The organism is Corallococcus sp. AB038B (assembly GCF_003668955.1).
Taxonomy (GTDB): Bacteria; Myxococcota; Myxococcia; order Myxococcales; family Myxococcaceae; genus Corallococcus; species Corallococcus exiguus.
In genome coordinates this window covers 177,276-196,514 of the sequence record NZ_RAWO01000011.1, presented here as the reverse complement: position 1 = coordinate 196,514, position 19,239 = coordinate 177,276, and the positions used below count along the sequence as shown (strand labels likewise).

Sequence of the window (19,239 nt, the reverse complement as noted above, 5' to 3'; positions counted from 1 at the left end):
GGCGAAGGCCGCCTGCAGGGGGAGTACGCCGGGCCGCGCGCATATTCTCGGGCGGCGAGGAAAACGCCGCCGGAGGGCACTGCCGGCTCGTTAGACTCAGGGGATGACCGACCGGACGCTGGACGTGCTGTTCCAGAACAACCGCGAGTGGGCCGCCTCCATGGTGGAGAAGGATGCCGACTTCTTCCGGAAGATGGCCGGCCAGCAGTCGCCCGAGTACCTGTGGATTGGCTGCTCCGACAGCCGCCTGCCACCGAATCAGATCGTCAACCTGATGCCCGGCGACCTGTTCGTCCATCGCAACATCGCCAACGTCGTCGTGCACACCGACCTCAACGCGCTGTCGGTGTTGCAGTTCGCCATCGACCTCTTGCGCGTGCGGCACGTCATCGTCTGTGGCCACTACGGCTGCTCCGGCGTGCGCGCGGCGATGGAGCGCAAGCGGGTGGGGCTGGCGGACAACTGGCTGCGCCACGTGCAGGACGTGCACCAGAAGCACGAGCGGCTCCTGCCTGAATCACTCCCGCCCCATGAGCGGCACGACCGGCTGGGCGAGCTGAACGTCCTGGAGCAGGTGCAGAACGTGTGTCAGACGACCATCGTGCAGGACGCGTGGGAGCGCGGACAGCCGCTCACCGTGCACGGGTGGGTCTACAGCGTGGAGGACGGCCTCGTCCATGACCTGGGCCTCACGCTCAGCGGCCCGGACGAGCTGGCCGCGAAGCTGCACTCAAGCCTCGCGCGCTACGCGGCGGCACCGTAAGCCTGCTCAAGGCCGGATGGCGACCTTGAGCACGCCGTCCTTGCGCTGGCTGAACAGCTCATACGCGTCGCGGATGTCCTTGAGCTGGAAGCGGTGCGTGAAGAGCGGCGTGAGGTCCACCCGCTTCGCGCGCACCACCTCCATCAGGCGCCGCATGCGCTCCTTGCCGCCCGGGCAGAGCGTGGTGACGATGCGGTGGTCCCCGAGCCCCGCCGCGAAGGCGTCGTAGGGCATCTGCAGCTTCCCGGAGTACACGCCCAGGCTGGACAGTGTGCCGCCGGGGTTGAGCGTGCGCAGCGCGCTCTCGAAGGTCTGCTGCGTGCCCAGCGCCTCGATGGCCACGTCCACGCCGCCGCCGGTGAGCCGCTTCACCTCCGCCACCACGTCCTGGTTCCGGAAGTCGAGCACCACGTCCGCGCCCAGCTTGCGCGCCATGGCCAGACGCGCCTCGTCCCCGTCCACGCCAATCACCAGCGACGCACCCATGAGACGCGCCCCCACGGTGGCGCACAAGCCAATGGGCCCCTGCGCGAACACCACCACCGCGTCTCCAATCCTCACGCCGCCGGACTCCGCGCCGCTGAAGCCCGTGGATGCGATGTCCGCCAGCAGCAGCACCTGTTCGTCCTTCAGTTCGTCCGGAATGGGGGCCAGGTTCGCCTGCGCGAAGGGCACGCGCACGTACTCCGCCTGCACGCCGTTCATCGTGTTGCCCAACCGCCAGCCTCCCGCCGCCTCCAGGCCCTGGCCGTGGCCGCACTGGGACGCGTGCCCGGAGAGGCAGCCCCGGCACTGACCGCACGGCGTGATGGCGCCCACCAGCACGCGCTGCCCCACCTGGTAGCCCGTGACGCCCGGGCCCAGCTCGTCGATGACGCCCACCATTTCATGGCCCACGGTGAGGCCAGGCTTCACCGGGTACTCGCCGCGCAGGATGTGCACGTCGGTGCCGCAGATGGTGGTGAGCGTCACCTTGACGATGGCTTCGCCCGCGCCCGCCTTCGGCCGCTCCACCTCTTCCACGCCCAGCTTCTGGGTGCCTTGGAACACGGTTGCCTTCATGGCTCACCTCGTCTGTCTTCAGGCGCGCGGCATGCGCACCGTCACGGCGGGTCGGTCGCTGCGGGCCATCACCTGCTGCGCCACCGAGCCCAGCACCGCGCGGCTCACTCCCGTGCGGCCGTGCGTGCCCAGGCACAGCAGGTCCACGCAGTAGCGCTCCGCGGCCTGGGTGATGACCCCCGCCACGTCATCGCCCTTCAGCACCGACAGCTCCACCTTGTGCCGCCCCTCCTGCTCCGACTCGGGCACTCGGAGTTCCAACTGGCGGCGGGCGGCCTGGACGGCCTCGGGTGACGCGTCCGCGGGCTCCACGTGCAAGAGGTGCACGGTGCCCCCGGGCGGCGTGAGCGCGAAGGCGTAGGCGACGGCGCGGTCCCCTGGCTCCGTGAAGTCCGTGGTGGCCAGCACCGCGCGCACCCGAGGCGGCTCCTTCACCGCGCCCTGCTCGGCGGTGAGCACCGGCACGCTCACCACGGACATGGAGGCCAACCGCCGCGCATGCTGCGACACGCTCCACAACCGCGCGAGCGCCTTGCGGTGGTGCGTGCCCACCACCAGCACGTCCACGTGCTCCTCCTCGGCCAGCGCGACCAGGTGGTCCGCGACGCGGCCCAGCCCCGGCTCCAGCCGCGCCCGCACCGTCACGCCGGGCATGCGCAGCGGCTCCAGCAGCGAATCCGCCTCCCGCTCCAACGCCTCCCGCAGGTCCAGCGACACGTCCTTGTAGCTGCGCGGGTGCACCAGCCCCAGCCGCTTCGCCTCCTCGGAGACCCAGAAGATGCGGCCGCCCACCACCTCCAGCGGCCCGAAGTGGGAGAGCGCCTTCACCCAATCCCGCGCGACCTCGTAGGGGCGCGAGCGATCCAGGCCCACCATCACCCGCAGGGGCCGCTCGCCGCGCGCCCACGCCTCCAGCGCTTCGCTTTCGCGAACCACCAGGAAGGGCACGGTCAGCGCCTGCGCCATCCGGTCGACCGTGCCGCCCAGGCCCAGGAAGGGCGTCTCCTCGCGAGGCGCCGCGGACACCACCAGCTTCAGGTCGCGCTCGGTCACCAGCGCGCTCAGGGTCTTCTCCGCCTCCCCGGTGAGCACGACGGGCTCGACGCTGACTCCAGACAGGGTCTCCAGCCTCCGCGCTTCTTCCTGGAGCGCGCCCTGCACGGCCTCTCGAGCGCGCTCACCAAACGTCCGCGCCACGTTGCCCGGCAGGGCATGCACCACGAGCAGCGAGGCGCCCATCCGCCGGGCGAGCAGGGCCGCTGTGTCGCAGGCGCGCCGGGAGGCGTCCGAGAAATTGGTGGTGCACGCGATGTTCATGTCGGCCTCCCCCTGGCTTGAACGTAGTCACCGCGCCGCACCACCCGCCGTGGAGGAAGGGAGGAGGCGCGGCGTGTGCCGGGCCGCTCGCGGTTTCCTGTCGCCCATGGAGGCAGGACGCATTGCCGGGCCCCGCGCCGGACCCCAGGTTCTCTCAGGGGTGCCATGCGAATCCCTGTTCCGGTCAGCCGCCTGTCCTGGCCTCTGGACGTTGCGCGCGCCCGTCCAGGGGGACCGCCGCGGCTCGCGCGCGTGCTCGCGATGTCCGTGCCCGTGGCGAGCATGTTCGCGGTCCTGGTGGGCGCGCTCATGCTGTGCGGCTGGCTCCTGGCCGTTCCGAATCCCGTCGCGAACAAAGACGGCTTGCCGTCACCTGTCGACGCCTGGGGGCTCATCGCGGCGGGGGGCGCGCTCTGGCTGCTCCATGCGGAGACGGCGCGCGGGTGGCGGCGCGCGGTGGGGTGGAGCCTGGCGGCGGTGATCTTCCTCCTGGGGAGCGAGGTGCTCGTCCGGCATGCCGCGGGAAGCGGGGTGGGCCTGCTGCTCACGGGGCTGTCGCTCGGGATGCTGCATGTCCGCACGCGCCAGGGGTGGCACCCCGCGCGGTGGCTGGCCCTGCTCACCGCGACACTCGCGACGTGGAGCCTCATCGGCGGGTTGTACCAGGAGCACCGGTTCGGGCTGGCACCGCTGCACACGGCGGAAGGGCCCGGCACGCTGCTGGGCCTTCCCATGGCGCTGGCCCTGCTGCCGCTGTCGGTTGGAATCCTCTCCGTCCATCCGGAGCGGGGGCTGATGCACGCGCTGCTGAGCGACGACCTGGGAGGCCACTCGGCGCGGAGGCTTTTGCTGGCGGCCCTGCTCGTCGTGCCCGCGACAGGGGCCGTCCGGCTCCTGGGCGAGCGGCTGGGGCTCTATGGGACGGCCGCGGGCACGTCGCTCTTCGTGCTCGTGACCATGGCCGCCTTCCTCGCCGTGTCCTTCTGGAACGCGAACACCCTCTCCCGGCTGGACGCGAGCCGGCGCAGGGCGGAGGACGTGCTGCGTCTGAGCGAGGAGCGCTTCCGGACCTCGTTCGATGGGGCCCCCACGGGCATGGCGCTGGTGGACCTGCAGGGCCGCTTCCTCCACGTCAACGCGGCGCTCTGCGAACTGGTCGGCTACTCGCGCGAGGAGCTGATCAGCCGGTCGTTCCAGGACCTCACCGTGCCGGAGGACCTGTCGGTGGACCAGGAGAACGCCGCGCGGATGCGCCGTGGCGAAATCGACTCCTTCCAGCGGGAGAAGCATTACATCCGCAAGGACGGCCGGTGCATCGCCGTCATCGTGTGGGGCACGGTGGTGCGCGACCCGCGGGGAAGACCCATCCACTTCATCTCGCAGATGCAGGACATCACGGAGCGGGAGGAGCTGGAGCAGGCGTCGCGCTTCCTGGCGGACGTGGGCCCGCGGCTCGCGGCGTCGCTGGCGTCCCAGACGACGCTGGCCACGGTGGCGACGCTCGCCGTGCCGGCGCTGGCGGACGGGTGCGTGGCGGCCAGCCTGGACAGGAACGGACGCCTCCAGCAGGTGGAGAGCGCGGCCCAGGAGCCAGGGACAGCGGCGCGGCTGAAGGCGCTGACCACGGCGTACGGGCCGAACCCCTTCCCCCCGGCGGGCATCGTCGCCTTCGTGTTGCGCACGGGCGAGTCGGTGCTGCTGCCCGAGGTCCCACCGGAGGTGCTCGAGACGGCCGCGCTGGACGCCGGGCACCTGGAACAGCTTCGCCTGCTGGGGCTCCGGTCGGTCATCGTCGTGCCGCTGCGCAGCCGGGAGCGCAACCTGGGGGCCCTCATCCTCGCGACGTATGGCTCCGGACGCCGCTACGGGCCTCGGGAGCTGGCCCAGGCCGAGGAGCTGGCCCGCCGCGCGGCGCTCGCCCTGGACAACGCCCGCCTGTTCGAAAGGTCCGAGCAGGCCAGCCGCATGCGCGACGAGGTCCTGCGCATCGTGGCCCACGACCTGCGCGCCCCGCTCAACGTCATCCAGCTCAGCGCCGGCATGCTGGAGAGGGCACTGCCTTCCGGGGACGGCACCCGGCGGCACCTGGACACCCTCCAGAAGTCCGTCCATCGGGCGAACCGGCTCATCCAGGACCTGCTGGACGTGGCGCGGATGGAAGGGGGCGTCCTGTCGGTGGAGCGAGAGCCCCTGGCGGTGGCGCCGCTCATCCAGGAGACCGTGGAGCAGCACCGCGCGCTCGCGGAGGCGAAGTCGCTCCGGCTGGTGGCCCACGTTCCGGAGGACCTGCCCTGCGTCCTGGCGGACCGGGAGCGCGTGCCTCAAATCCTGGCCAACCTCCTGGGCAACGCGTTCAAGTTCACGCCCGAGGGGGGCTGCATCACCCTGCGCGTCCAGCCAGAGGCGGGGCAGGTCCGCTTCCTGGTGAGCGACACGGGCCCCGGCATTCCAGCGGAGGACCTGCCGCACATCTTCGAGCGCTTCTGGCAGGCAGGGCCGAAGCGCAAGGAGGGCGCGGGGCTGGGGCTCACCATCGTGAAGGGCCTGGTGATGGCCCATGGCGGGCAGGTGGGCGTGGAGACCACGCACGGCAGGGGGAGCACGTTCTCCTTCACGCTCCCGGCGGCGTGGCCCGCCGGAGCGCAGACCTGCGCGCACGTCTGACGCCGCGCTACCGGCGCAGGGCGGACTCCAGCAGCAGCCGCCGCTCCGCCGCCGCGACGACCGCCCGGGTGGCGCCGACGGCCCCTGGATCCACGGAGAGGGACGTGATGCCCGCGCGCACCAGGTGCTCCGCGAACGACGGACGGTTCGAAGGCGCCTGGCCGCAGAGGGACGACGTGATGCCGGCGGCGCGGCTGGCCTGGATGATGCGGACGATGGCGTCCAGCACCGCCGCGTCCTCCTCGTCGAACAGCTCCGCGCACAGCTCCGAGTCCCGGTCCACGCCCAGCATCAGCTGGGTCAGATCATTGGAGCCAATCGACACGCCGGTGATGCCCATCCGTGCGTACTCGGGGATGCGGTAGACGACGGAGGGCACCTCCGCCATCACCCAGCGCTCCAGCCCACGCTGGCGTCCCAGCGGGCTTGCGTCCACGGCCTCCAGGCACGCCTCCAGCTCCCACGCCGTGCGCACGAAGGGAATCATCAGGTGGAGGTTGGGCGTCTCCTCTCGCACGCGGGCGAGGACCTCCAGCTCCAATTGGAACACCTCGGGCTCGCGCAGGTAGCGGTAGCAGCCCCGGAAGCCAATCATCGGGTTGGATTCGGTGGCCTCGAAGTCGCTCCCGCCCTCCAGTCCCCGGAACTCGTTCGTGCGGAAGTCCGTGGTGCGGTACACGACCGGGCGGCCCCGGAAGGCGCGGGTGATGCTCAGGAGCGCGCCGGACATCCGCTCCACGAACTCGCGGCTCCGGCCCTCGGCGATGAGCTTGCGCGGGTGCACGCCGCCCAGGGCCTCGGTGAGCATGAACTCCGCCCGCAGCAGGCCCACGCCGTCCACTGGAAGCGCCGCCGCCTCCTGGGCCTGGCCTGGCAGGGCCAGGTTCACGTAGAGCCGGGTGCCCAGCGCCTCCGGCCCCAGGGTCGTCTGCTGTTGGGGGCCCTGCGCCCTGGAGGACGTGGCCGATGGCACCTCCGCGGCGCGGCCTTCGCGCACGGTGCCGGTGGCGCCATCGACGGTGACCTCCTCGCCATCGCGCAGGACCTTGGTGGCGGTGCGCGTGCCCACCACGCAGGGCTTGCGCAGCTCCCGGCTGACGATGGCCGCGTGGCATGTCATGCCGCCGCTGTCGGTGATGACCGCCGCCGCGCGCCGCAGCGTGGGCACCCAGTCCGGAGAGGTCATGGGCGCCACGAGGATTTCACCGCCTTCCAGTCGCGAGCCCTCCCGTGCCTCGCGCAGCACGCGCACGCGGCCGGACGCGATGCCGGGGGACGCGCCGAGGCCGGCAACGAGCGTTCGTCCCGAGGGCTCGGCGGACGCGGGGCGCTCTTCTGGGCCGCCCACCGTGGTCGTCACGGGGCGTGACTGGACCAGGTAGAAGCGGCCCTCCTGCTCCGCCCACTCGATGTCCTGGGGCTCGCCGTAGTGCCGCTCCACGCGCAGCCCCAGGCGCGTCAGCTCCAGCACCTCCACGTCCGTGAGCACGCGCGCGCGGGCCTGCTCCTGCGTGAGGTCCTCGCGCTTCTCCCGGCCCACGCCGTCGCGCACCATCCGGAAGGCCTTCTCGCCCACGCGCGCTTCCAGCAGCCGGGGGCCCATGCGGTCCACGACGTAGGTGTCGGGCTCCACCTGGCCACCCACGACGACCTCCCCCAGGCCGAAGGCGCCCTCGATGACGACGTGCTGCGGATTGCCGCTGGCGGGGTCCATGGTGAACATGACGCCCGCGCGCGCCGAGTCCACCATGGCCTGCACCACCACGGCGATCTCCGGCTCCTCCGTGAGCCCTTGTGCCTTGCGGTAGGCCACCACGCGCTCGCCATAGGCGGATGCCCAGCACGCGCGCACCCGGTCAATGAGCGCGTCGTCGCCCGCCACGTTGGTGAACGACTCGTGCATGCCCGCGAACGACGTGGTGGCGGTGTCCTCCGCGGTGGCGGACGAGCGCACCGCCACCGCGTTGCACTCCCTCAGTTGGTGGTACGCGGCGAGGATGTAGATGCGCAGCCAGTCCGGCAGCGGCGCCTGGAGCACCACGCCGCGCAGGGCCTCCGTGTGCTCGGCGAGTGACCTGGGGTCGTCCGGGTCGACGCGCTTCCACAGCTCCTGCAGCCGGGGGCGCGCGGACTCCATGGCGTGATGGAAGGCGGAGGCGGTGATGACGAAGCCGGGAGGCACGGGCAGCCCGGCGCGGGTCAGCTCGCCCAGATTGGCGCCCTTGCCTCCGGCCTGGTCCACGTCCTCCCGGGACAGGGCGTCGAACCAGAGGATGGAGGGAGGCGGGGCCGGTTGCGCTTCCGGCGTCTGGGCGGGTGGCTCCTGGGAGAGGGACGGGTCCATGGTCGGGGCTCCTGGCGCGGCGAGGAGGGGGGCCTCGTCCCATGGGTCGCGAGCGGGGCCACGTGTCCGCGCTCCTTCGAAGCTGGGCCCTGCGCAATCGGACCGCAGGCCGCCGCTGGCGGGAGAAGGGCCCCGTGCGTGCCCGCCCGCCGCCGTCCCCCAAGCCTTGCGCCCGCGAGTCCCGGCCCCAAACGTTCCGCGTGCAAGGACCCCGAGGGGGAAGGGCCATGGACAGCGTCGTCGCAACCGATTCCCTGGAGCAGGTTCCGGAGGCCGCTCGCGCGGACATCGCTGACTCCCTGCTCAAGCCCTTCGAGGTCCACGTTCAGGCCAGCTCGCTGGACTGCTTCCGGCCGGGGCTCACGGCGGCGGAATGGGCGTCACTCCAGTCCCACGCGGAGCAGGGCCGGGAGCGCATGAGAGGCCGCACGTTCTGGAACGTGAACTCCACGGCCCGGGGCGGCGGGGTGGCGGAGATGCTGCCCGGGCTGCTCGCCTATGCGCGAGGGGCGGGCGTGGACACGCGGTGGATGGTGATGCGGGGCACGCCCGGCTTCTTCCACATCACCAAGCGGCTGCACCACGCGCTGCACGGCTCTCGGGGAGATGGCTCCGCGCTGGGGCCCGGGGAGCGCGCCTGCTACGAGGACGTGCTTCGCGACAACGCGGAGGAGCTGCTCGTGCTCATCCGTCCGGGCGACGTGGTCCTGCTGCACGACCCGCAGACCGCGGGACTGGCGCCGGCGCTCGCCGCCATGGGTGCCCAGGTGGTGTGGCGCTGCCACATCGGGTGTGACGTGCCCAACGAGGAGGTGGAGCGGGCGTGGGCATTCCTTGCGCCGGGGCTGGCCGCCGCGCGGCTCGCGGTCTTCTCCCGGGCCGCCTACGTGCCGCCGATGCTGGCGGACCGGGCGGTCGTCATCCAGCCCTCCATCGACATCTTCGCGGTGAAGAACCAGCCCCTCGAACCCGCCGTCGCGAGCGCCATCCTGGGCCACGTCGGGCTGGTGGGCCGCTCGCCGGACCTCCCCGCGCCCGTCTTCACCCGGATGGACGGGGTGCCGGCCCGGGTGGCGCGCGGGGCGGACATCGTGCGGTTGGGGGTCGCGCCCGCGCCGGACGTGCCGCTGGTGGTGCAGGTGTCGCGGTGGGATCCGCTGAAGGACCCGGTGGGCGTGCTGCGGGGCTTCGCGCTGCTCTTGAAGCAGTCGCCCTGCCTGCGCGCGGAGTTGGTCCTCGCGGGCCCCTCGGTGACGTCCGTCGCGGATGATCCAGAAGGTGCGGCCACGTTCGAGTCCGTCGTCGCGGCGTGGCGCGAGCAGCCGCGCTTCCTGCGCCAGCGCGTCCACCTGGCCTGCCTGCCCATGGTGGACCCGGAGGAGAACGCAGCCATCGTCAACGCGCTCCAGCGGCATGCGGGCGTGGTGGTGCAGAAGAGCCTGAAGGAGGGCTTCGGGCTCACCGTCACGGAGGCCATGTGGAAGTCCCGGCCCGTGGTGGCGAGCGCGGTGGGTGGCATCCAGGACCAGGTGCACCACGAGGTGGAGGGACTGCTCGTGCGCGACCCCGACAGCCTGCCGGAGTTCGCCTCAGCGGTGCGGAGGCTCCTGGAGGATCCGCGACTGTCGGCCCGCCTGGGCACCCAGGCCCACGAGCAGGTGCGCGCCCGCTTCACCGCCGTCCGCCACCTCTCCGACTTCGCGTCCCTGCTGCGGAGGTTGGACATCCGCCCGGAGGCTCGCGGCGGATGAGTCCCGTCAAAGGCCGCGGTCAGGTGGCGCTCACGCGTCGGCCCACCTCCCGCCGCCGCGAGCGCAGCCACTTCTCCAGGCCCACGACGGGCAGCACGCAGGCGCCCACCAGCACCGACCGCGCGATGTCCCCCAGCGACAGCGGCGCGGAGCCGAAGAGGCGCTGGAAGAAGGGCACGTACATGAACGCGGCCTGGAGCAGCACCAGCGCGGCGATGCCCACGAACACGGTGGGGTTGCTCGCGAAGCCCACCTCGCGCGTGGAGCCCGTCAACGTGCGGCACAGCCACAGGTAGAAGATTTGAAAGCTGACCACGGTGTTGACGGCCATGGTGCGCGCCTCGGCCAGGGCCCAGGCGTTGGGGACGCCGTGGGTGCCGCCCTGGCGCGTGAACTCCCAGAGGAACAGGCCGATGGCGCCCGCCGCCATCAGCAGCGCGACGAGCCCGGTGCGCATCACCACGAAGTGGCTCAGGACGGGTGTGTCCGGCGAGCGGGGTGGCCGGCGCATGACGTGGCGCTCCTTCGCCTCGAAGGCCAGGGGCAGCGCCAGGGTGACGGTGGCCACCAGGTTGATCCACAACAGCTGCGTGGGGCGCATGGCCAGCAGCGGTTCGCGCACGCCGCCGGACTCCTGCAGGGGGAAGAACGTCACGCCCAGCATGAGGATGAGGGCGAGCCCCAGGTTGGTGGGCAGCACGAAGGCGAGCGACTTGATCAGGTTGTCATAGACACGGCGGCCCTCCTCGACGGCGGCGACGATGGTGGCGAAGTTGTCGTCCGTCAGCACCAGGTCCGCGGCCTCTCGGGACACGGCCGTGCCGGTGATGCCCATGGCCACGCCGATGTCCGCCTGCTTGAGCGCGGGCGCGTCGTTGACGCCGTCACCCGTCATCGCCACCACGTGCCGCTGTGTCTGGAGCGCGCGCACCAGCCGCAGCTTGTGTTCGGGGGCCAGGCGCGCGAACACGTTCGTGTCGTTCACCGCCACGGCCAACTCCGCGTCGCTCATGCCGGACAGGCGCGCGCCGGTGAGGCCCGGATGTCCTGGCGCGTGGAGCCCCAGTTGAAGGCCAATGGCCTCCGCCGTGCCCGGATGGTCCCCGGTCATCATCTTCACGCGGATGCCCGCGGCGTGGCAGGCCTTCACGGAGGCCACGGCCTCCTCGCGGGGCGGGTCGATCATCCCCTGCAGGCCCAGCAGCGCGAAGCCGTCCTCCACGTCCTGGGGCCGCAGCGCGTCCGCGCGGAACATGTGCTTGCGCGCGAAGGCGAGCACGCGCAGCCCCTGCCTCGCCATGCGCTCCACCTCCGCCAGCACGGCGTCCCGGTCTGTCTCCGGTCCGCAGCGGCGCAGCACGACTTCCGGGGCACCTTTCATGAAGAGCTCGGAGTGCTCCGGGTCGCCCGCGTGGAGCGCGGCCATGAATTGGTGCTCGGATTCGAAGGGGATGGCGTCCAGGCGGGGATGGCGCTCGCGCAGCTCCGTCACGCCCAGGCCCGCCTTCTTCGCGGCGAAGAGCAGCGCGCCCTCCGTGGGGTCGCCCGTCATGCCCCAGCGTCCCTCCCGGGGCTGGAGGTCGGCCTCGTTGCAGAGCACGCCCGCGACGAGCAGCGTGCGCACGTCGTCGGGCGGCACGTCCAGGGGGCGCCCCGCGCGAAGCAGATCTCCCAGGGGGGAGTGGCCCACGCCGGTGAGCGCGTAGTGCCCGCGCCAGGTCCACAGCGCCTGCACGGTCATCTCGTTGCGGGTGAGGGTGCCGGTCTTGTCCGTGCAGATGACGGTCGTGCTGCCCAGGGTCTCCACGGCGGGCAGCTTGCGGATGACGGCGCGGCGGGACGCCATGCGCTGCACGCCAATGGCCAGGGCGATGGTGACGATTGCGGGCAGGCCTTCCGGGATGGCGGCCACCGCCAGGGTGATGGCCACCAGCACCGCGTCGCTGAAGGCATACCCCCGGAACATGCCCACCCCGAGCAGCACGGCGGACAGCACGACGATGCCCGCGCTGATGACGCGGCCCAGCCGGGCCAGCTCCCGAGTAAGCGGAGTGCTGAGGTCCGCGGCCTGCTCCATCAAATGCGAGATGCGGCCCAGCTCCGTGGCGCTGCCCGTGGCGACGACGACGGCGGTGGACGTGCCGGACGTCACCAGCGTGCCGCCGAAGGCAAGGCTCGCCCGGTCCCCCAGCTCCGCGTCCTCGGCCACAGCCGCGACGTGCTTGCTCGACGGGACGGACTCTCCGGTGAGCGCGGCCTCCTCCACCTGGAAGTTGCGGGAGCGCAAGAGGCGCAGGTCCGCGGGCACGCGGTCCCCCGAAGCGAGCTGCACGACGTCACCGGGAACGAGCTCCGCCGCGGGCCGCGCCAGCAGGTGTCCGTCGCGCAGCACCTGCGCGGTCTCCGGCACCATGTGGTTGAGCGCCTCGATGGCCCGGCCCGCGCGGTATTCCTGCACGAAGCCGATGAGGGTGTTGAGGACCACGACCGCGGCCACGACGAGCCCGTCGGTCACCTTGCCCAGCAGGATGGCCAGGCCCGCGGAAGCGATGAGGACCCAGATGAGCGGGCTGTCGATCTGCCGCCACAAGAGCTTCCACGCGCTGTCCGGCCGCGAGCGCTCCAGCACATTGGGACCATGGCGCGCGAGCCGTTCCCGGGCCGCTTCCTCCGTCAGCCCCTGGGGCGCGCTGGAAAGCCGTTCCAGCACGGCGTCCGGGAGGAGCGCATGCCAGGGGACGGAAGGCGCGTCGGGGGCGCGAAGCCCTGCCTGCTTCCTCGGCTGTGACGGCTCCTGCATGGCATGCCTCCCCTGGGGAAGCTGGCCACGGGTCAGCGGGAGGCGAGTCATGCCGCGCAGGACACCGGGCGCTCCCACGCGCGCCGGTCATCTGTCCTCGGCCGGGCCCGTTACTCGCTCGAACGACACCCCCAGGTTTCCGACCGCTTCGAGGGCGTTCTTGACGTCTTCCGAGACGATGAACGCGGTCTTGAACTTCTTCAGCCGGAAGACATGGGCGCCCTCGGTCTTCGAGGGGTCGATTCGCACTCCGTAGATCCAGTTGTACTCCCCTTCAAACTCAGGAGGATGGGCGTCCTCGTCGTAGTGATGCACCTCCCGGCACCGTGCCTCGTCGATGCAATCGATCACCTTGGTGGCATTGACGACGAAGAACGGGTCGGCATCTCCCTCAATGGACACCGGGAAAAGCTGCACGTCACCGGGAGCCAGTGTTTTGAAGACGTTCGCAACGGCTTCACTGACGGTGGGCGTTTCTTCAATCGAAGAGAATACAAAGTCTCGCTTGGTGCCAGGATGGGCGACCTGCGCCTTGAGGGGGCCAGGGTCGGGGAGGGTGCGACCATCTACAAACATCCAAGGCTCGTCAAAAGCTTCGCCTGAGTACCGTGTCGGCGTATCAAGGAGCCAATGCGGCACATCGGCAAGTCTCACCCAATAAAAATACCGCTCCATCTCAGCCCTCCCCCTTCACAATGAGACGCCGCAACGGAGAGTCCGACGTCAGAAGCTCATTGGCTATCTTCGCAAGCTCCTCCATCAAACTGGCCCGACAGGTCTCAGTCGTCCGGCAGCGTGAAACGGAATGATTAAGGCGCTGAAGCACCTCTGTATGGTAGCTCTCAGGGTGAGGCCCCTCGTGTCCCTTGAGCCGCACCTTGTTCGAGGCATCTTCGAGCGTCATTCCGGCCTTCTTGAAAATCTTCTCGCATCGTGGCGTCCAAGGACCGCCTGTAGCATCGGAGATGGGGTTCTTGTTCGTGCAGATGTGATGAACAGGCCCCTTCTCGTCACCGGGAAACCGCCCCTCTCCGTACATCGCCAGTGCCGCCACAGCTCCCGGAGCCAGCGTCACGTTGAGCACACCGGCAGCAGGCAAGGAGATTGAGCCCACTCCGCCGTTCATAGCAGCCGCGAGCCCGAATCCACCTTCTGCCTGCGCGCGAAGTGCGGCCTGGGAGAAGCCCGGGAGCCTGGGCCCCTGGGCCGCCATCGCGTTCTTCCCACCGAGGGCCGCTGTGACGAGCAGCACCAGGACACGCGTTCCGTTGGTCCCGAGCACCTTGCCGAAGCGATGTCCGATGTCCTGCAACTCGATGACGCTCGTTGCTGTCTCCGCTTCGTCCCAGAGTCGCACGAAGCCCCGGCCAATCTCCCAGACCGGCACGATGCCCAGGTAGGCCACCATCGCAGCCGTCAACGCAACCGCAAGCACCTTGGTGACAGGCTCGGGCAGCGTCATCGTGAGGAGCACGGTCAGGGCGGCCGAGGTCACCATGGCCTTGAGCACCACCGGATTCAGCACCTTGCCGACCTCGACCTCGACGCTCTCCCACACCGTGTCGAGGGCGAACGAGAGCGCCATCACCGTCCGGTCCTTGCGCGAGAACGTCAGCCCCGTCCCGCCCACCAGGGTCAAGCAGTCGTCCCCGTCAGGGCAGATGCGCGCGTACAGCGATTCAGGTGAGCTGCCCGAGCCAGCGTCCGCGAGTCCCTTCGAGGACGCGAGCAGGGCCCTGGACCGCACCCACCCTCGCTGGTCGGCCGCATCCGTCTCGCGGAAGGCAACGTCCATTCGCATGTCCAGGATGAGCTGCGTGAGGGCCGCCATGAACTCGTCCTCACTCACCTGGACCGGATCCACATCCAGGGACTCGTGAACCACCTGTCTGCCGTCTCCAACATCCACGTGGACAACACGAGTGGTCGCACACCCTCCCACAAGAAACAACAACGCGACAGCTCCCACCCATTGCCAGTGGCTCTGTATGTGTGTGATTGCCATGACGATCTGATCAGCGGGCCGGGGACGAGGGCGTCCCGGGCGGCGGATCGACGCGCTGGCAGGAGCTGAGCACCGGCTCCGAGGGCGCCTCTCCGGTGAGCCGCTGCTTCAGCCAGGCCAGGGTGCCGGGAATGTCATCCCCCAGCACGCCGAAGTGATCCGCCACGGGGCACCCGACGTACTCCACCTGGGCCCCTTTGCTGATGAGCCCCGTGCTCACGAGCGCGGTCTGGGCGGGGTTGACGCGCTCGTCCTGTCCACCCTGGACGAGCCGCACGGGCGTGGTGACGGTCAGCGCGCCCGGCTCCATCGCGCGGAGCTGGGCGTTCAGCTTCAACACGGGCGCGGTCAACTTGAGCACCTTCCCCGCCGGAACGAAGCCGCCCCAGGAGCCTGCTTCGCTCAGCTCCGTACGGCACTGCGTGTCGACGTACGCGTACAACCGCTGGGCTTCAGCCTGGAGGAGGTTCTCCGGCGTCAGCTCGGAGGGGTTGCCCGCGATGGCGCCCGTCAGGAACAGGGGCATGAACGCGGCGTTCGGGCCCGCGGACGTCTGGGCAGTGCCCGCGTAGAACAGCGCCTCCATGGCGGAAGCCGGCGCATAGGCCAGCACCCCCACCAGCTCCAGGCCGTCATCCTTCAGCCGCTCGGGCGCCCTCGCCGCGGCGAACAGCGCGGCCTGCCCGCCCTGCGAATGCCCCACGATGGCGAACTTCTTCGACAGCTTCTTTCCATGCAGCGCATGCGCGGCGCGCACGATGTCCAGCACGCCGTAGGCCTGGGAGTTGCCCAGCAGGTACGGGTGCCGTCCCGGTGTCCCCAGCCCCTCGTAGTCCGACATGACGACGGCCCAGCCCTGCTTCAGGAACTGGTTGAGCAGCCGGTGCGGGGCCTGATTGTACCAATGCGCGGACGCGCCCAGCTCGTCCCGCGACGGCGCGCACTTGTCCGCGATGCCCAATGTCCCGTGCGCCCACGTCACGACGGGCCAGCCCCCCGTGGGCTCCTCTCCCTCCGGCACCGCGATGATGCCCGACACGGCGATGGGGGCCTCGCCCGGTCCCCCGCTGTTCGACAGGTAGAGCACGCGCTCGTTCAGCTTCGTGCCCTCCAGCGCGGCCAGCCCCGTGAGCGGTTCGTGGTCGAGCACGAACCCGGGCGCCTCGTTCGGAAGCGGGGAGGGGGGCCGGTAGAACTCGCGCACGTCCCAGTCGACGTCCTTCACCTGGGACGTCGTCGAAGGCGCCCGGTGGGCACACGCAGAGGGAAGAACGGCGAGTGCGGTCAGCGCCCACAGCGACCGGTGCAAGGCGGACATCAGGACTCCTGGGAAATATGGAATCCAAAGAATCCATGAAATTCCCTCTGTGCGCCAGGACACCTCCAGGTGCGACTTCCGCCTGCCTCCAGCGAGGCAATCTCCCTTTGAAATTCAGGGCGCCTTCCCGTAGTTTCCCCCGCGACTTCGAGGAGCGTTGCGAGGCCTTTCCGGCCCCAGGCTCGAAGCCGACTGACCCAACGGCGCTCACCTGAACGCGTTTCTTGCGAGGGTGAGGCGGCCTTTCTTTCCAGGGCCCGAGCCTCTCCCTTGCCGGCAGGCGCGCCACCTGGATCAGGAGCCACACATGACCGCGGTTACCCAGAAGCAGAATCAGGACTACGCCATCGCCGACCTCAAGCTCGCCAGCTGGGGCCGCAAGGAGATCCGCATCGCCGAGAGCGAGATGCCCGCGCTCATGGCGATCCGCGAGGAGTACGCGAAGCAGCAGCCGCTCAAGGGCGCTCGCGTCACGGGCTCGCTGCACATGACCATCCAGACGGCCGTGCTGGTGGAGACGCTCCAGGCGCTGGGCGCGCAGGTGCGCTGGGCCTCGTGCAACATCTTCTCCACGCAGGACCACGCCGCCGCCGCGCTGGTGGAGGCCGGCACCCCGGTGTTCGCCCACAAGGGCGAGTCCCTGAAGGAGTACTGGGACTTCACCCACCGCATCTTCGAGTTTGGCCCCTCCGGCAGCGACCACGAGGGTCCGAACATGATCCTCGACGACGGCGGTGACGCCACGCTGCTCATGCACCTGGGCAAGCGCGCGGAGAAGGACCTGTCCGTCATCGCCAACCCCGAGAGCGAGGAGGAGCGCGAGCTGTACGCCTCCATCAAGGCCAAGCTCGCCGAGGACGGCACCTGGTACTCGCGCAAGAGCGCCAAGATCATGGGCGTCACGGAAGAGACGACCACGGGCGTGCACCGCCTGCAGGAGATGTCCGCCAAGGGCACGCTCCTGTTCCGCGCCATCAACGTCAACGACAGCGTGACGAAGAGCAAGTTCGACAACCTCTACGGCTGCCGTGAGTCCCTGGTGGACGGCATCAAGCGCGCCACGGACGTGATGGTCGCCGGGAAGATCGCCGTCGTCGCGGGCTACGGCGACGTGGGCAAGGGCTCCGCGCAGGCCCTGCGCGCGCTGTCCGCCCAGGTGTGGGTGACGGAGATCGACCCCATCTGCGCGCTCCAGGCCGCGATGGAGGGCTACCGCGTCGTGACCATGGATTACGCCGCGGACAAGGCGGACATCTTCGTCACCGCCACGGGCAACAAGTCCGTCATCACCCATGCGCACATGGCCAAGATGAAGGACCAGGCCATCGTCTGCAACATCGGCCACTTCGACAATGAAATCGAGGTCGCCTCCCTGGAGCAGTACAAGTGGGAGGAGATCAAGCCCCAGGTCGACCACGTCATCTTCCCGGACAACAAGCGCATCATCCTGCTGGCCAAGGGCCGTCTGGTGAACCTGGGCTGCGGCACCGGTCACCCCAGCTACGTGATGTCCAGCTCCTTCGCGAACCAGACCATCGCGCAGATTGAGCTCTACTCGCACAGCGACAAGTACCAGGTGGGCAAGGTGTACGTGCTGCCCAAGCACCTGGACGAGAAGGTCGCCCGGCTCCAGCTCAAGAAGCTCAACGCCCAGCTCACCGAGCTCACCCCCGAGCAGGCGAACTACATCGGCGTGCAGAAGAGCGGTCCGTACAAGCAGGACACCTACCGCTACTAGTCCCTGCCTGATGTGACACATCCAGGGCACCGTGGGCTTTCAAGCGCCCGCGGTGCCCTTCGTTTTTTCAGAACAGCCGGTTGAGGCCGTTGAGCGCCGCCACGCGGTACGCCTCCGCCATGGTGGGGTAGTTGAAGGTCGTGTTGATGAAGTAGTCGATGCCGTTGCCCGGCCAGTCCTGCGCCATGATGGCCTGGCCGATGTGGATGATTTCGGAGGCGTTGTCCCCGAAGCAGTGGATGCCGAGAATCTCTCGCGTCTCCCGGTGGAACAGCAGCTTCAGCATGCCCACGGTGCGGCCCGTAATCTGCGCGCGCGCCAGGCTCTTGAAGAAGGCGTGGCCGACTTCGTAGGGGACGCCCGCCTGGGTGAGCTCGCGCTCCGTGCGGCCCAGGCTGCTGATTTCAGGGCTGGTGTAGATGCCGGTGGGGATGTCCTTCACCAGCTTGTGCTCCGCCCGCCCCTCCACGATGTGCGTGGCGGCGAAGCGGCCCTGGTCATAGGACGCGCTCGCCAGCGACGGGGCGCCCACCACGTCACCCACCGCGTAGATGTGGGGCACGGACGTCTGGTAGCCGTCGTTGACCTGGATGCACCCGCGCGCGTCCACCGCGATGCCCAGCGCTTCCAGCCCCAGGTCCTGGCTGTTGCCGGAGCGGCCGTTGGCCCAGAGGAAGACGTCCGCCTTCAGCCGCTTGCCGCTCTTCAGCTGGAGCACCACGCTGTCGTCGTGCGGCTCCACGGAGACCATCTCCTCCTGGTGGCGGATGAGCACGCCCTGTTCGCGCAGGTGGTAGGAGAGGGCGTCCGAGATTTCGTCGTCCAGGAAGGACAGCAGCCGGTCGCGCGTGTTCACCAGGTCCACCTTCACGCCGAGCATCCGGAACATGGAGGCGTACTCGCAGCCGATGACGCCCGCGCCGTAGATGATCATCGACAGCGGGGACTCACGCAGCTTGAGGATGGTGTCCGAGTCGAAGATGCGCGGGTGGCGGAAGTCCACGCCCTTGGGCCGGTAGGGCCTGGAGCCCGTGGCGATGACGAAGGCGTCCGCGGTGAGCAGCTCCACGGAGCCGCGCGGCTCCGTCACCTCCACCGTGTGCGCGTCCCGGAACTTCGCGCGGCCCACCACCAGCTCCACGCGGTTGCGCTCGTAGAAGGTGGTGCGCAGCTGCACCTGCTTGGACACGACGGTGGTCGCCACGCGCATCATGTCCTTGAGCGTGGTGTGCCGCGCCAGGTCCGCCCGCATCTCCGGGTGGTCCTGCTGCACGTCCATCAGCCGCTGGATGGCGTGGCGCAGGGCCTTGGAGGGGATGGTGGCGGTGTGGGTGCAGGCGCCGCCTACGAGGGCCCCCTGCTCCACGGTGCACACCTTGCGGCCGGACTTCACCGCCTTCATCGAAGCCCCTTCACCGCCGGGACCGGAGCCGAGGACCACCACGTCGAACCGCCGAGCGCTCATGGGTCCGGAGTG

General features: G+C 69.9%; 12 protein-coding genes and 1 riboswitch. Of the genes, 4 read left to right on the top strand and 8 right to left on the bottom strand.

The annotated features are described in order from the left end of the window. Positions 1-103: 103 nt before the first annotated feature. Positions 104-763: a carbonate dehydratase gene (can, locus tag D7Y04_RS32495; protein ID WP_121761798.1), complete on the top strand. Its 660-nt coding sequence runs from the start codon at positions 104-106 to the stop codon at positions 761-763. A gap of 6 nt (positions 764-769) precedes the next feature. Here the strand turns inward: can and D7Y04_RS32490 are convergent, their stop codons facing one another. Beyond that, positions 770-1,825: an alcohol dehydrogenase catalytic domain-containing protein gene (locus D7Y04_RS32490; protein ID WP_120597320.1), complete on the bottom strand. Its 1,056-nt coding sequence runs from the start codon at positions 1,823-1,825 to the stop codon at positions 770-772. Between the two features lie 18 nt (positions 1,826-1,843). Then, entirely contained in the window at positions 1,844-3,142 is a 1,299-nt protein-coding gene (locus D7Y04_RS32485; RefSeq protein WP_121761797.1) for a universal stress protein, read from the bottom strand. A gap of 165 nt (positions 3,143-3,307) precedes the next feature. Here D7Y04_RS32485 and D7Y04_RS32480 point away from each other — a divergent pair, with 165 nt between their 5' ends. Beyond that, the gene (locus D7Y04_RS32480; protein WP_121761796.1) at positions 3,308-5,806 is read left to right on the top strand and encodes a GAF domain-containing sensor histidine kinase; all 2,499 of its coding nucleotides are present in this window, start codon (positions 3,308-3,310) and stop codon (positions 5,804-5,806) included. Between the two features lie 7 nt (positions 5,807-5,813). On the opposite strand, the gene ppsA is transcribed toward D7Y04_RS32480, so the two are convergent. Next, positions 5,814-8,150 (bottom strand): phosphoenolpyruvate synthase, encoded by a 2,337-nt coding sequence (ppsA, locus tag D7Y04_RS32475; protein WP_121761795.1) that lies wholly within the window; start codon positions 8,148-8,150, stop codon positions 5,814-5,816. 227 nt (positions 8,151-8,377) lie between these two features. On the opposite strand from ppsA, the gene D7Y04_RS32470 reads away from it, so the two are divergent. Next, positions 8,378-9,901 carry a glycosyltransferase gene (locus tag D7Y04_RS32470; RefSeq protein WP_121761794.1) on the top strand — a complete coding sequence of 508 codons (1,524 nt, stop codon included), beginning with the start codon at positions 8,378-8,380 and terminating at the stop codon, positions 9,899-9,901. A gap of 19 nt (positions 9,902-9,920) precedes the next feature. On the opposite strand, the gene D7Y04_RS32465 is transcribed toward D7Y04_RS32470, so the two are convergent. The 4 genes from D7Y04_RS32465 to D7Y04_RS32450 all read right to left on the bottom strand — a co-directional run bounded on the left by D7Y04_RS32465 (position 9,921) and on the right by D7Y04_RS32450 (position 16,024). Next, positions 9,921-12,701: an HAD-IC family P-type ATPase gene (locus tag D7Y04_RS32465; protein WP_121761793.1), complete on the bottom strand. Its 2,781-nt coding sequence runs from the start codon at positions 12,699-12,701 to the stop codon at positions 9,921-9,923. Positions 12,702-12,788: 87 nt separating this feature from the next. Continuing rightward, the gene (locus D7Y04_RS32460; RefSeq protein ID WP_233601669.1) at positions 12,789-13,355 is read right to left on the bottom strand and encodes an imm11 family protein; all 567 of its coding nucleotides are present in this window, start codon (positions 13,353-13,355) and stop codon (positions 12,789-12,791) included. Positions 13,356-13,377: 22 nt separating this feature from the next. Beyond that, positions 13,378-14,706 carry an AHH domain-containing protein gene (locus D7Y04_RS32455; RefSeq protein ID WP_121761792.1) on the bottom strand — a complete coding sequence of 443 codons (1,329 nt, stop codon included), beginning with the start codon at positions 14,704-14,706 and terminating at the stop codon, positions 13,378-13,380. 10 nt (positions 14,707-14,716) lie between these two features. Next, positions 14,717-16,024: a S9 family peptidase gene (locus D7Y04_RS32450; protein WP_121761791.1), complete on the bottom strand. Its 1,308-nt coding sequence runs from the start codon at positions 16,022-16,024 to the stop codon at positions 14,717-14,719. A gap of 143 nt (positions 16,025-16,167) precedes the next feature. Beyond that, positions 16,168-16,240: riboswitch (S-adenosyl-L-homocysteine riboswitch) on the top strand. 91 nt (positions 16,241-16,331) lie between these two features. On the opposite strand from D7Y04_RS32450, the gene ahcY reads away from it, so the two are divergent. Next, the gene (gene ahcY / locus D7Y04_RS32445; protein ID WP_120598887.1) at positions 16,332-17,762 is read left to right on the top strand and encodes an adenosylhomocysteinase; all 1,431 of its coding nucleotides are present in this window, start codon (positions 16,332-16,334) and stop codon (positions 17,760-17,762) included. A gap of 67 nt (positions 17,763-17,829) precedes the next feature. Here the strand turns inward: ahcY and sthA are convergent, their stop codons facing one another. Further along, positions 17,830-19,227, bottom strand: coding sequence for a Si-specific NAD(P)(+) transhydrogenase (gene sthA / locus D7Y04_RS32440; RefSeq protein ID WP_120598888.1), 1,398 nt, complete (start codon positions 19,225-19,227; stop codon positions 17,830-17,832). Between the last annotated feature and the right edge of the window lie 12 nt (positions 19,228-19,239).

Excerpts from the sequence above, each read along its gene's own strand:
- D7Y04_RS32465 (WP_121761793.1), bottom strand. The coding sequence starts at position 12,701 with ATGCAGGAGCCGTCACAGCCGAGGAAGCAGGCAGGGCTTCGCGCCCCC.
- can (WP_121761798.1), top strand. The coding sequence starts at position 104 with ATGACCGACCGGACGCTGGACGTGCTGTTCCAGAACAACCGCGAGTGG.
- D7Y04_RS32480 (WP_121761796.1), top strand. The coding sequence starts at position 3,308 with ATGCGAATCCCTGTTCCGGTCAGCCGCCTGTCCTGGCCTCTGGACGTT.
- ahcY (WP_120598887.1), top strand. The coding sequence starts at position 16,332 with ATGACCGCGGTTACCCAGAAGCAGAATCAGGACTACGCCATCGCCGAC.
- D7Y04_RS32450 (WP_121761791.1), bottom strand. The coding sequence starts at position 16,024 with ATGTCCGCCTTGCACCGGTCGCTGTGGGCGCTGACCGCACTCGCCGTT.
- sthA (WP_120598888.1), bottom strand. The coding sequence starts at position 19,227 with ATGAGCGCTCGGCGGTTCGACGTGGTGGTCCTCGGCTCCGGTCCCGGC.
- D7Y04_RS32490 (WP_120597320.1), bottom strand. The coding sequence starts at position 1,825 with ATGAAGGCAACCGTGTTCCAAGGCACCCAGAAGCTGGGCGTGGAAGAG.
- ppsA (WP_121761795.1), bottom strand. The coding sequence starts at position 8,150 with ATGGACCCGTCCCTCTCCCAGGAGCCACCCGCCCAGACGCCGGAAGCG.
- D7Y04_RS32485 (WP_121761797.1), bottom strand. The coding sequence starts at position 3,142 with ATGAACATCGCGTGCACCACCAATTTCTCGGACGCCTCCCGGCGCGCC.
- D7Y04_RS32470 (WP_121761794.1), top strand. The coding sequence starts at position 8,378 with ATGGACAGCGTCGTCGCAACCGATTCCCTGGAGCAGGTTCCGGAGGCC.
- D7Y04_RS32455 (WP_121761792.1), bottom strand. The coding sequence starts at position 14,706 with ATGGCAATCACACACATACAGAGCCACTGGCAATGGGTGGGAGCTGTC.